The 11,777-nt window shown below is 68.2% G+C and carries 14 protein-coding genes; 2 read left to right on the top strand and 12 right to left on the bottom strand.

Translation table 11 applies throughout. The features are described 5' to 3' along the window. From VN520_RS03470 to VN520_RS03445, 6 genes are all read right to left on the bottom strand, one after another. Positions 1-490, bottom strand: a 490-nt coding sequence (locus VN520_RS03470; protein WP_325745338.1) for a hypothetical protein, incomplete at its 3' end; no start/stop codon positions are given. Between the two features lie 480 nt (positions 491-970). After that, positions 971-1,582 carry a TerD family protein gene (locus VN520_RS03465; RefSeq protein ID WP_325745337.1) on the bottom strand — a complete coding sequence of 204 codons (612 nt, stop codon included), beginning with the start codon at positions 1,580-1,582 and terminating at the stop codon, positions 971-973. Between the two features lie 287 nt (positions 1,583-1,869). Continuing rightward, positions 1,870-2,418 carry a hypothetical protein gene (locus VN520_RS03460; protein WP_325745336.1) on the bottom strand — a complete coding sequence of 183 codons (549 nt, stop codon included), beginning with the start codon at positions 2,416-2,418 and terminating at the stop codon, positions 1,870-1,872. Positions 2,419-2,638: 220 nt separating this feature from the next. Further along, complete coding sequence (locus tag VN520_RS03455; RefSeq protein ID WP_325745335.1) at positions 2,639-3,190, bottom strand: hypothetical protein; 552 nt, start codon at positions 3,188-3,190, stop codon at positions 2,639-2,641. A 431-nt stretch (positions 3,191-3,621) separates the two neighbouring features. Beyond that, positions 3,622-4,023, bottom strand: a complete 402-nt coding sequence (locus VN520_RS03450) for a hypothetical protein (RefSeq protein WP_325745334.1) — start codon at positions 4,021-4,023, stop codon at positions 3,622-3,624. A gap of 225 nt (positions 4,024-4,248) precedes the next feature. Further along, the gene (locus tag VN520_RS03445; protein WP_325745333.1) at positions 4,249-5,196 is read right to left on the bottom strand and encodes a hypothetical protein; all 948 of its coding nucleotides are present in this window, start codon (positions 5,194-5,196) and stop codon (positions 4,249-4,251) included. A gap of 350 nt (positions 5,197-5,546) precedes the next feature. On the opposite strand from VN520_RS03445, the gene VN520_RS03440 reads away from it, so the two are divergent. After that, positions 5,547-5,780: a helix-turn-helix domain-containing protein gene (locus VN520_RS03440; RefSeq protein WP_414719760.1), complete on the top strand. Its 234-nt coding sequence runs from the start codon at positions 5,547-5,549 to the stop codon at positions 5,778-5,780. Between the two features lie 49 nt (positions 5,781-5,829). Here VN520_RS03440 and VN520_RS03435 read toward each other — a convergent pair whose 3' ends face one another. From VN520_RS03435 to VN520_RS03410, 6 genes are all read right to left on the bottom strand, one after another. Beyond that, a complete protein-coding gene (locus tag VN520_RS03435; protein ID WP_325745331.1) occupies positions 5,830-6,300 on the bottom strand; it encodes a hypothetical protein in 471 nt (156 codons plus the stop codon). A gap of 65 nt (positions 6,301-6,365) precedes the next feature. Then, on the bottom strand, positions 6,366-6,962 hold the full coding sequence (locus VN520_RS03430; RefSeq protein ID WP_325745330.1) for a DUF262 domain-containing protein: 597 nt from the start codon (positions 6,960-6,962) through the stop codon (positions 6,366-6,368). Between the two features lie 94 nt (positions 6,963-7,056). Beyond that, positions 7,057-7,323, bottom strand: a complete 267-nt coding sequence (locus tag VN520_RS03425) for a hypothetical protein (RefSeq protein WP_325745329.1) — start codon at positions 7,321-7,323, stop codon at positions 7,057-7,059. Between the two features lie 239 nt (positions 7,324-7,562). Next, a complete protein-coding gene (locus VN520_RS03420; protein WP_325745328.1) occupies positions 7,563-8,093 on the bottom strand; it encodes a hypothetical protein in 531 nt (176 codons plus the stop codon). Next, positions 8,090-8,842: a DUF6283 family protein gene (locus VN520_RS03415; protein WP_325745327.1), complete on the bottom strand. Its 753-nt coding sequence runs from the start codon at positions 8,840-8,842 to the stop codon at positions 8,090-8,092. The genes VN520_RS03420 and VN520_RS03415 overlap by 4 nt, the downstream gene beginning before the upstream one ends. A 141-nt stretch (positions 8,843-8,983) precedes the next feature. Continuing rightward, entirely contained in the window at positions 8,984-9,784 is an 801-nt protein-coding gene (locus tag VN520_RS03410) for a hypothetical protein (RefSeq protein WP_325745326.1), read from the bottom strand. Between the two features lie 515 nt (positions 9,785-10,299). Here VN520_RS03410 and VN520_RS03405 point away from each other — a divergent pair. After that, complete coding sequence (locus VN520_RS03405; RefSeq protein WP_325745325.1) at positions 10,300-11,463, top strand: MFS transporter; 1,164 nt, start codon at positions 10,300-10,302, stop codon at positions 11,461-11,463. Positions 11,464-11,777 lie beyond the last annotated feature (314 nt).

Genomic DNA, 11,777 nt, shown 5'->3' with positions numbered 1-11,777 from the left:
GCACGCTGGTCACCAGGACCCGGAATGCCTCATCGCAGAAGAACCAGCGGTCCAGGGCCCCCTTGTCGGAGCCGGTCGTTCCGCAGATCAACTCGCCGGGCACGGGAAGCCGCTCGCAGTACGGATGGTTGGAGGGCTCCTCGAAATCGAGCGTCGCATCCCGGGTGAAGTCGAGCTTGCGGTGAGCGTCGTAGGTGAAGCTGACGCCCTCCTGCGTGTACGCGGTGAACCGCTTCCACACGATGCGGGCATCGGCCCGCAGGGGCTCGGGGACATCCGTCAACGTCCGGAAATCCGCGCTGCCGGGGACCTCGTCAGGCCGGTAGCTGCCGTTGTACATCTTCTCACCGTTGGCATAGGTGCCAATCGGTGGTTTGCGCAACTCGATGTAGGAGACGTCTTCAGGCTGTCGGGCGATCACCTCGCTGACGGTGAAGAAGGAGAGATGCCCCCACAGCTCGCGGAGACGTTCGGTGGCACGTGCGCTCATCAGATATTCCCTGACTTCTCAGCGGAGTGGGTGAGAGGTGCGATGGCAGGACTCTGCGTCGGTCATTCAACGGCTGCCGTACTTTCGTGCAGATCTGTACGCGCTCCCTGTCTTAGCTCGACAGCCTGGACCTGGTCTGCGGGGTATCCACTGACGCGCTTGATTCCCCTGTTGGCGAGGATGGCTCGCGCACGCGATTCGGTGACACCCCAGTACACGGCGGCCTGAGCGACCGTCCACAAAACGTTCTCGCCGGGCCCGTCACTCATTCGGTCCTCCTTGATCCTGAAGCGAAACCTACGAGCAGAACGCTCGTAGGTCAAACTTCGGTGGGGAGTCCCCCGCTGCAGCCCGGCATTCCTCGTCAGCCTGTCGGCTTACGTAGCGGTCCTCGCCCGCCCGCGTGAGCCGCCGAGGCATGGCACGGACGGGGTTCAGGCGAGCAGCGTGCGCTGGGCCCTCAGTGGTCGCTGAGGGACGCTACTTGTACGCGTTGCGCGGACCCGCGTCCATTTCGATGGCCACGACCTCGGTCTTCTTCATCAGGCCTCGCCGCACGAGGCTGACGAGCGGCCGATCCTCAGACTTCGGCTTGGAGTAATGCTCCAGAGCGTGAACGCTCACCCCGTCCGGGGTGTTCTCCAGCATGCCCGGCACACACGTGTAGATGCGGCTGTTGTCGTTGGCGTTCTCCGCAGTGACGACGACCCGGTCACCGAGACCGTTGTCGAGTTCCATGGAGACGCGGTACTCGAAGAAGGACCCGTTGCCGTTCGACTGAGCGGAGTAGGCGACTGGGATCACGGCGCGTATCGAGTCGTCCAGGGCGATCTCGATGATTTCCTCGGCAACTCCGATCGCCTGACGGCCGACGTCGCCGAGATGCTTCACCGCCCCGTCGGCCGTGGCGAGCTGAGCGGGCACTCCCTCCGCGGGGAAGGTAGCGACCGTCTTAACTCGGCCGTCGGTGTAGACGACGAGGGCGTACAGGTCGTAGTCGGTTCGGCTGTCCCACCAGCACCGCACCCGGATGCTTGAGGACTTGGTCATGCGGGCGGACGCAGAGCCCTTGGTCATGTTGATGGTGCTCACTGCTGGAGGCGCTCCTTATCGCGTCGTCTTTAGACGTCGCCAAGGTGAGGCCGTTGATCGCCAAAGCCCTTCTCCACGCGAATTCGCGTTGGCGCGGTCCACCGCCGGCAGAGGGGCGCATGTGGTGCTGCGGACTCTCCTGCCGGCGGCCAGGCGGTCAGCGGTGGAGGCGGTCGAAGGCCCTCGGCGCCTACAGGGGGCAGGCGCTCGGACGAGCCGCCGATCGGCGGCTCGTCCGAGCGCCTCAGGTCGACAGTTGCCCGCGGAGTCGTAGGACCTTTGGCTGGTCAGACCAGCGGCGAGGCGCTGTAGTCGTAGTTCAGGTAGCCCTTACCGTCGTTGCGCCATTCGAGCTTCAGCTGTCCGTCGACGTACGCCTTCGCGCTCCCGACCGGGTAGCTGATCGTCGGCGTGGTGTAGCTGTTGTTGTAGTTGCCCCAGTAGTCGGAGTTCTCCAGCTTGGCTTCGATCCCGTAGTAGTTGCCGCTGCGGACAACCGGATCCGTGCCGGCGACGGACTTGGCTATCCAGATCCGCAGGTATGCGCCGTTGAAGATCGACGTGTCGTCGACCTCTCCGACGGGGCCGTCCCAGGACGCCTTCGCGTAGCTGTACACCGTCGAGCCGGAGCGGGCGGAGCAGAGACTGATCTTGATGTCCCAGTTGTCCGCCCACGGGCCGGAGTAGGCCGGGTTGTCGATGGACTTCGTGCTGGTGGTGCACTTGTAGGAGAGCGCCGACTCCGGCGAAGCGGCGAGAAGCGAGGTGCCGGCGAGTGCGGCGAACGTGAGCGCGGCGGCGGTCCCACGGCGGGCGTTCGAGGACAGGTTGCGCATCTGAAATCAGCTCCAGAGTGATGTAAGCCGCATAGCGGGCGGCGAGTGGGCGTGACGAGTCATGCCGACCTGCACACGGGCGGTCAGCGGGGTGGGGGAGAAGGGGGTGTCTGGCCTACTGGGCGGGGTCCCGGCATCGGCAGTCACGCCGGGCCGGCGACGGATGGGCGCCGCCGCTACAGCGCTGTGGCTGACGTGTCAGCCGTTCCGGACAGAGCTGTCAGACGGCACTGGTGGGCTGGGGCCACCGGTACAGGTGCATGAGCTGCTCCAGGACCGGGGAAGAGCCGATCCCCAGAAGGACGCAGGCTTCCAGTCCATCCGTGAAGGATGCTCCCGGATGGTTCGTTGCCTTTTCCAGGCGCTGCTGCGTGGTAACTCCGATCAGTCCGCCGCCGACGATGTACTGCCAGAGCTCGGCGTACTGGTCCGCGAGCAGCACCAGGTCCGCCGATCCCCTGGCAGGGTGGGGCCCGGGGAACCCGAGCTTCAGCTTGACCAGCGGGCTGCTGCCGCTCATCCCCGACCACGAGGTGGCCACCGGCATACGCTCGTGCAGAGCGACCGATCCCATCTCGTCCAGCAGATCGAAAGCGGTCCGAAGCTGCGGCGCCGGCCCAAACGTGCGCTCGTCGTCATGGACGTAGACAACGAACACCGGGCTCAGCCCGGGCCCGTCGCCCTCGGGGAACATCACCCCGGCGCCGTCCGCGAACACGCCGCCGGCCAGGAAATCCTGGCGCTGCCGCTCCTCGTCGGCCGGCGAGAACACGGCCGCCCGGGCGATCCGACCCGCCGGAGCCTGAAAGGACGGCCCCGGTTCCTGACCCCTGCGGTTCCTGCGCGCCGCACGCTCGGCACGGCGTCGCTCCTCACGGTTCACTGACTTCTCCGTTCGTCGTCTGTCAGCACGCAAGGTGTCAGCAGATGCGGACACGGCATCAGAAGTCGTTCACGCAGCAGTCAGGACAGCTCGGTCGCGGACGCGCCACGTTTGATGGCGGGCGGGCGGCCGGTCCCGGGAGGCACCGATGGCGGACGGCAAGCCGATCCGTCTGCTCGGGAGAGAGTCGGCACGAGCCCGTCGCGTCGGCCCCTGCGGCGACGAGTCCGCGGCGAGCCGAATCGACAGCGGCTGCTGTCTGGCGCCTTCGTCATGAGACGGCAGGAGCCGACGTGCCACGGACTCGTGGTGCTTAGGGTTCAGCAGAAGACAACTGGGACGTCCTCCTCGACGCAGAGCGTGAGGAGGTCAACGAACTCCCTCCCGACGCGCCCGTTGTAGCCGTCCGGCCCCCACAGGAGGCCCTCGGGGTCACTGCGACCGAGTTCGGCGAGTGCTTCGCTCAGTGCCGGGGCAAGCTCGCGCGCCTGCTCGGGCGTCAGCTCGCCGCGGTCGTCGTCGTGGTCCAGGAGGTGACGCAGAGGACTGGTCACGTTGCTCCATCGACGGCCGCCGCCGTAGCCGTGCATCTGAGAGAGGTTGATGCCGATGTGGCTGGCGATCCCGCGGCGGAAGAGACTGAAGCCCGCGTACGACCACTGCGGCAAGGGATCACTGGGCAGCGGGCCGTTCGGTCGGCCTGCTCGGATGGAAAGCCCCACGTCGTTCTCCTAGTCGTCCGGTGTGAGAGGAGCAGGGGCGATGGTGCGGGTGTAGGGGGACGGCACGGCAGCGACGGCGAATCGGAAGGCGTGGCCGTGTCGTGGTCCCGTGTCGTCGACCAACACGCGCAGGACAGCCACCCCGCAGATCAGAGACGGACGCCACGTGCGGGGAGGCCGGTACTCCCCGGTGCTCTATGTCGGGCACCGGGGAGGAACACCGGGTCAGGGAAGGCACAGCCCCGTGTGGTCGACAGGCTGTGCGCACCCGTCCGCGCACTGGTGCCCAGCGGCTGCCTGAGCGGTTCTCATCGCCTCGTGACAGTCGGGGCACAGGGCTGGAGCCCCGGGCCAGTCGGTGGCCCGGGCGAGGAACGCCACCGTGCCGCAGCGCTGGCAGACGTCGCCGCTGGTGCGCAGCCAGGAGGTATGTAGATACGTGTAGACGGTGTCCGGCGGCGGGGTGCCGAGAGTACGAATGTGCGCGCTCTGGCTGAGAGCACTCAGTTTGTCGGCGGGGACGATGGCGTGGTGCAGGCGGCGGTCACCGAGGACGCCCACCCAGGTCAGTTCTGAGGCGCCGAGCGCGGCGAGCGCGTCCTCGGTGCCTCGCATGCTGCCGGGGTAGATGACGGCGGCCTCGGCCAGCCGGGGCGCGTATAGCGTTCCGTGGGAGGTCCGCCAGATTCCACGCTCGTCACGCCAGAAGGTCGGCTCCTGCCCGCTGGTCAGGCAGTCGTCTACCCAACCGGCCACTATGAACTGCATAACGCTGGCCGGTAGCCCGCGGCTGCCGCTGCGCCTGGTGCCGTCAGTGATCAGGTCGTGGGTGACTCCCCACACACGGCGGCGTGCTTGATGCTCGGCTGTGATGCTGAAGTCACCGTCCTCGAGGCCGTAGGCGGCGGCATACGCCGCTTCCCAGTTGATCGTCGAAGCCCCGTCGGAGAGCTGATCTAGCGCCGCCATCAACTGCTCCGGCAGGAGACCTGCATCGAGCACGGCGGCCGCGTCCTCTTCGCTGATGCCCAGGGCGTCGCGAGCGTCGTCGATGGGGCGGCCCGTGTGGCCGGTACGGGGCAGGCGGGCAGTGATCCAGGCTTGAGGATCTTGCGGGGCGGGGTGGGCGGCGAGCTGGGCGCGGAGGCGACGGGCAAGGTCGTTGTCTGGCATGACCGCAAGAAACCGCACTCCACGGCAGTGGGTCGCGCCGGCGCGAATCCGGGAACGGGGGTCACCCGATCCGACGGGCTACCCACCGGGGACGGTGCGGATAGGTGCACACCGCGGCCGAACAGGGGCCCCGGGCACCCGCGTCCTGTCGTACGTCCAGTACGGGTCCCGGCCCTTGACCGTCCGGAGCGCGGCGTATGACGGTGTCGCTGCAGTCCGTCTGCCACTGCCCAACGAGCGACACCGCCAGCGACTCTGGAGGCGGCGAAGCCGGCGCTCATGTCCGGTGGCGTGGGTGCTGCTCACTGTGAGAGTGAGCGTGCTCCTGGGTGCAGCTGGCGCACTGAAGGGTGTTCGCGCAAAGAGAGGAAGACGACGTGGTGGGCAGCCGTGTGTGGGTTACTGGACTGGCGCGGAAGAAGCTGGGCGCCGACTTGCGGCGGGCGTACGACAAGGGAGCTTCGATCCGGACCCTGGCCGAGGGCTGCGGACGCTCCTACGGCTTCGTTCACTTCCTGCTTACCGAGGCTGGGACGACCCTGCGCTCGCGGGGCGGAGACACCCGAGGCCGACCCGCCGCCTGATGGGGAAGTCAGTGCGGTTGGAGTGCCCAGATGGAGCAACCCGCCCGTGCTACGCGTGGTTCTCGGGAATCAAGCCCGGAGGAGCGCCTGCGGTCCTGGCGAGCGAGGTACAGCCCGATGCGCCTCGGAGCCACGCGTCCGCATCAGGCGCGGGCAAGCACACCACGTCGGTCATGCCGGACAGTTCGACGCCTCGCAGATGGATTTCCCACACCTGGCGGCATGCGATGGCGGCTGCGACAGCGTCGGCTGGCAGGTCTGGGCTGGGGCGGAACCACAGGCGTGCGAAGTACAGCACCAGGTCGGCGGCCGCACCGGCCATGCCTTGGCGCTCGCCCAACGCGGCGGCCCATGAAGCGATGTCTTTCGGAACGGTGCTCCTCCCGACGAGGGCGGCCGCGGGTCCGGGCAGGTGGACCACCGTGTCGGCGAGGCGCTGCCCGAGGCTGCCCATGTCGGTTCCCGGCACCGTGGTGGCGGTGACGAGCAGCAGGGCCTCGGCCGGGGCGGTCGCTTCCATGACCGCAACCCTAGGGCCCTGCTGCGGGCCACATGGTCTCAATGCGCAGTTCTGTCCAGGGGGGCCTACGGCTTCGTCACGGCGATCTCCCGGGCCTGCTGCATCTCCTGGGCGGTGTGGGGCGTGCCACCGCCGTTGACGAGCAGGTACATGGCGGCCTCGTCGTGGATCGTTCCGGCCGTCCGGAACTCGGCGACCTGGAACTGAGCGCGGCGGTCGAACTTGAGCCGTCCGGGCTGGCTTAGCCCGCCATAGCGGACGTAGGGGCCATCCTCGGTGAGCTCGGTCTGCTCCACGACGGCCGGATCGAACCAGGAGGCGGGAACAGCGAACTGATCGGTGAACCACAGCTTCGCTGTCAGGATCCTCTGCTTCCCGTCGACGGCCGCCCATATCGCCGCCCCGGCCTTGTACACGTCTCCCATGGCTGCGGCCCAGTTCGGGTTGTCGCGATCACTGATGATGATCACACCCGCAGGCAGACCGATCATCCAGGAGCGGACGAGTGCCACCCGCTGGTCCTCAGTCCAGACGCTGCCCCGCTGGTAGGGAGGATCCACGTCGAGCTGCCCTTCCTCGACCTGGCGAACGAGATCGTGAGCCCCGCGGGCCCTCGGGTTCAGGGTGGTGTGCTCAAGGTGGGTGGGAGTCTGCCGAGTCATGGGGTGGGATTCCTTCGCTCCGAGGGACGGGGGGCTCGGAGGAGTGAAGCCGTCCTTGCCCGCTACGCAGGAGCAGCGGCGAATCCTGCCCCCGCTATCCCTTGATCCGGTAGTCGCCGTCCTCGATCAGGCCTTCGTGGGCGAGCCCGTTGAGCAGCACCTGGGGCTGGGGAGCGGGGCCCCCTCGGGCCATCCAGTGGCGGGTGGTCTTGGCGTCGTGCAGGTTGCCGTGGACCTGGAACTCTCTGCCGGCGGCCGTGTGGGCGTCGTAAGCACGGCCGGAGAGTGTCGCTACAGTCCGGTCCAGGTCGTGTGCGAGGAGGACCCGCAGGGTGATCGTCTCGTAGGGAAGCTGGGGCATGGCCGCTCTCCGATCGGTCCGCTCGGGACAGAAAGGTGCAGGCTCGGGGGAGCCCGACACGTACGAAGCGCTGCCGCGGCTGGTCCGCGGCGGACGCTGTCCTGGTGGTCAAGACGAGCGCAGCCTGCCCCGTGAAGCGGACAGCCTCCGGAAGCGCGTGGACGCCGCTGTGCGGAACTCCGCAGGTTGACGGTCGAGGGCCCGAAGCGAGAAGCGACGCATCGCAGGAGCGACCCCAGTCAGGCGGTGCGCTCGGGGAGGCTTACGGCATACGAGGGCAGCCCCTGGCGCAGGATGGTCGTGTTCGCCCCTCCCCAGAACTTGACCGGATCGAAGGTCAGAACCGCGTCCGTCCCGCGCAGCGCCCGCTGCTCCCGGCAGAAGCGGTCAGAGAGCGGAACTCCGAAGTAGGCCGTGGCCCACCCGTCTGGCAGCGCCGGATCAGCCACCCGGCCTTCAGCCGTCAGGCACCAGGCATGCTCGAAACCGCTGAAAGGGATCTCCGACGGAACGAGCACGAACCCTTCCACGTACGTCCACCCCGCCCGCTCGGCCCACCGGCGGGCGACGTGAAAGCAGCGCCCTGGATGCTGGGCGTCGGGCATGGGCCAGGCAGCCGGCTCGTACGCCTGGCCGTGGCGGGCGACGAGCTCCGCGAAGCTGGCGTAGACCCATGAGTCGTCCCCCAGCGGCACCTGCCGGTAGCGGGCGATCCACTCCTGAAGCACGTCAGACGCCGCGGTGCTCGACTGGTCGGCCTCGGCGGTCACCCGGCACCGCCCGGCCGCCGGTCTTGCTTGCCCTCGGCAGCCGCATCCCCTGCTGGCAGCGTCTCGTTGTCTCCGCACACCCCTGGCGGTCGGCCCCGACGAATCGGGGCGAGCGTCGGGTCGTCCTCCGCGACACCGTTGGCCACGGCCATCTCCACGTAGTCCTCGTACAACTCGACCCCGGCAGGCAGCGTCGGCAGCTGAATGAGCCCGGCTTCCAGCAGTTTCAGCACCTGCTGGTTCCCCGAGGCGCCGCGAAGCAGCCAACCAGCACAAACCCGCGGCGCTTCAGCAGACGAGGAGTGGCAGCCGAATCGGCGGTCACTGTCCGGGTACGACGTCGGAGCGGAGAGACGGAAGGCCTCTGCAGGGAAAGCACCCAGAACTGCGTCCCGCCGCCACGGGCACCGCTCCGTACCCGCGCAGGGGCTGCGCTGAGCGACAGGTGGCCCTTGGTAGTCCACTGACGTCACGCCCCAGACCGAGTCCGCCGGCCGCTGCTGGGTGACCGTGCCCCCCTTTCGGCTGCTCGGAAGCCCGAGGGAAGCCTCGCCGTCGTGCTCGGGATCTGTGATCAGCGGTTGCCCGGACGACAGGGTCGCATTCAGTGCCTCCAGGACCTCGTCGACCGACAGGCCGCGAGCGTTGGCCAGCTTGGCCAGGTGCGCGCGGACTCGTTGATCGTGCTCGGCCTCGTCGTCGAGCGGCTGCTCGGGACCGAGGAGAGAGCGGTCTGCCTCAAGGGCCATGGCTAACGACTCCTGGAGTGGTCGGAGGGGTGAGGATCGCACAGGAGTGTGGATCGTGGGCCCAGTCTGATCTCGAGCGCTCTCGACGCCGAGGCCCGGCAAAATCCTCTCGGCCGTCGGACTGACGGGCCAAGCGCCTGGTCATCCGTCGTAGGTGAGATGGAACCGCCAGGGCAGTCCCGAGCCCTCTGAGCCGGGCGCTGGCGCGAGCACAGGCTGACCGCGCACGAGTAGATGCCGTGCGACCACACTGAGTTCGGAGGACACGATGCTGTGATGCACGGCGTGCAGGATTCTCGACCGGTCATCCCCAGCTCCGGGGGAGGAGGCTCCGGTCACATCGGCCCAGGAGAACCGAGTGTCTGGGGCGTCACCTGGGCCTTCCACCGTGATGCCGGAATCGTCGGCGTCCAGCCTCTGACCGGGCAGGGTCCCGATGCCGGTCAGGTACGGCTCTCGGCCACCGGCCGGTGCTGCAACGGCTCCTGGCGTAAGAGCCGTGCTGTTCTGGCGGTCGTAGGCGAGCCACAGCACCACTGCTCCGTTGCCGTCCGGGCCGTTCTCTTCGTCGGCTGGAAAGCCAGGATCGGAACGGTGCGGCGGGAAGACCTGCTTGCCGCGGTAGGTGAACCATTCGCCCACCTCGTGGACGGCGAGCGTGGCGATTGCGTAGTGAGCCTGAGCGACCGCGAGCGCCAGGACCTCGTCGTCGCTGGCCCCGGCGGCGCAGGCGGCTACCAGCATGTCGTCCGCCCAGTAGTGGAACCAGCGCAACTGGATCTTGCCCCGGCGAGGGTCTGTGACGTCGGGAGCCATGAACAGAACCCGCGGGTTGAACGACTCCGGACTCTCACCGGCAGCCGACCACGTCAGGTGGATGTCGCGGTAGTCGTACGAGATGTCCGCCAGCAGCCGGGTGAGGCGCTCGCCATGCTCCTTCACTGCTGTGCTCCGGCAGGACTGGCATAGGACCTCTTCGAAGACCCAGCGCGACACACCGCACACACAAGTCGCTGCGTCACGAGCGATCGGCGGCACGTACGGCACCAGCGACAGCATGAAGAATCTCCCGAACAAGTCTCCGCCCATGCTGCCTCCGATGGTCGGAGCAGCGCAGCCAGTCTGAACGGTCCTCCCGTTTGTGTCCCAACCACCGCGAGACCGGGCAGCACTTACGAGTGGAGGCCCGGCGGCGAGGACTGCGTGGCCGGCAGAGGAAGTGAAGTGCTCGACGAGGGTGTCCGGTTCACGGCCCACCATCCCGACATGCGACAGCCAATCCATCCCGCACAAAGCTCTCCAGCCACCGACCCGCGTGCCAGCGGTCCCGCTCGCGGACACTGCTGGTACGCCCAGCAGCCAGCACCGGCTCGAGCAGCCGCATCCGCTCCACACCAGGACCCGCCGCACACCAGTGACGGAGCGCGGCCGCGCGGCCGAGAGCACGGAGGTCGCAGGTGACGACCACCGCGACCTCCACGGCCCGCGTGGCTCCTTCGATGAAGCGTTCTCGGCTGCTCCTGATCGGGTACTTCGCCACTCTGGGCGTGGTCATGGCCGTATGGGGCGCCCGAATGCCCGCCGTTCGCGCCGCCGCTGATCTCCAGTCCGGCGGCCTGGCCGTAGTTCTTCTCTCGGCCGCTGCCGGGATGGTGGGAGGCCTCCTGATCGGCGGCCGCATCGCCCACCGGTTCGGATCATCCCGCCTGCTGGTCCTTCCCGCTGTTGGCTTCGGCTTCTCCTTGGTCCTCTTGGGACAGGGGCGCTCGCTCCTCACGCTGTCGCTCGCCGCCGTGGTGTTCGGGGCCTTCCACGGACTGCTCGATGTCGGAGCCAACGCCTCCGCAGTCACGTGCGAACAGGCGTACGGCCGTCCGATCATGTCCGGGTTCCACTGCGCCTACAGCGCCGGCGCGCTCCTCGGAGCCGCGCTGACAGCGGTGACCGCATGGCTGCCGCACGACCTGCTGTTCGCTGCTGTCGGCGTCCTGGTCTCCCTGGCGGCCATCGCCTCCGGCCGCACGGTCCGGGCTGCGGGTCATCTCGACGCCCCCGCCAGCGCGTCTCCCGGCGGTGAAGACGAAGCCTCGCTTCCCCGGCGCAGCCTGTGGCTTCTGGGCACCCTCGCGGCGGCCTGCCTGCTCTGTGAAGGCGCCGCCGTCGACTGGTCCGCCGTACACATCAAGGACCTGGGCGGATCGGAAACTCTCGCGGCCGCCGCATTCGCGGTCTACAGCGCCGCGATGGCGGTTGGACGGCTGTGCGGGGACAGGATGCTGGTCCGCTACGGGCACGTCACCGTGGTCAGAATCGGTGCCGGGCTCGGGGCCGTAGGCCTGGCGATCGGGGTGGCCTCCAACTCAATTCCGGTCGCCATGGCCGGATGGGCCGCAGTGGGGCTGGGGCTGTCCACCGCCGTCCCCTCCTTGATTTCCGCCGCCGGCCGCGGAGGGCCCCGCGCCGTCGGCACGGTCGCGGCCACCGGGTATCTCGGTCTTCTCGCAGGGCCGGCCTTGATCGGCGCGCTCGCCTCCTGGACCTCCCTGCCGACTGCCCTCTACCTCCCCGTGCTCATGGCCGCCGTCATGGCGGCCACCACCCGCCGAGCACTGAGACCTTGAAGGGGGGCACCGTTCCCTTCGTGTCGGACAGGTCCGAATCGTTGCCGATGACGCGCTCCACGACGAAGCGGCCGCCCCTGTATCAGGGCGGCCGCTACTCGCGGGGCGATCGGCTCATCCGTTGCAACGGTTGCTGGCCGAGCTCTGTTCTGTCGCGCTCGGGCAACGGTGCCGGATGGTTGTTACTGGGAAACCTCGTAGGTGTAGGTCGTCCCGCCTTTGGTACGGAGAGGTTTGTCCTCCGGTCCTTTCGTCACCTCCGGGAACAGGTCCTCTCGGTGTTCGTGGTGCTTCAGCTCGGTGTCCTGCATGTC

The organism is Streptomyces sp., assembly GCF_035563135.1.
Classification (GTDB): domain Bacteria; phylum Actinomycetota; class Actinomycetes; order Streptomycetales; family Streptomycetaceae; genus Streptomyces.
The sequence above is the reverse complement of the archived record's forward strand: the minus strand, read 5'-3'. Positions and strand labels throughout refer to the sequence as shown.

What these genes read in the sequence shown, in the direction of transcription:
- VN520_RS03445 (WP_325745333.1), bottom strand. Translation starts at nt 5,196, where the DNA reads ATGCCAGACAACGACCTTGCCCGTCGCCTCCGCGCCCAGCTCGCCGCC.
- VN520_RS03415 (WP_325745327.1), bottom strand. Translation starts at nt 8,842, where the DNA reads ATGGCCCTTGAGGCAGACCGCTCTCTCCTCGGTCCCGAGCAGCCGCTC.
- VN520_RS03430 (WP_325745330.1), bottom strand. Translation starts at nt 6,962, where the DNA reads ATGACTCGGCAGACTCCCACCCACCTTGAGCACACCACCCTGAACCCG.
- VN520_RS03460 (WP_325745336.1), bottom strand. Translation starts at nt 2,418, where the DNA reads ATGCGCAACCTGTCCTCGAACGCCCGCCGTGGGACCGCCGCCGCGCTC.
- VN520_RS03425 (WP_325745329.1), bottom strand. Translation starts at nt 7,323, where the DNA reads ATGCCCCAGCTTCCCTACGAGACGATCACCCTGCGGGTCCTCCTCGCA.
- VN520_RS03435 (WP_325745331.1), bottom strand. Translation starts at nt 6,300, where the DNA reads ATGGAAGCGACCGCCCCGGCCGAGGCCCTGCTGCTCGTCACCGCCACC.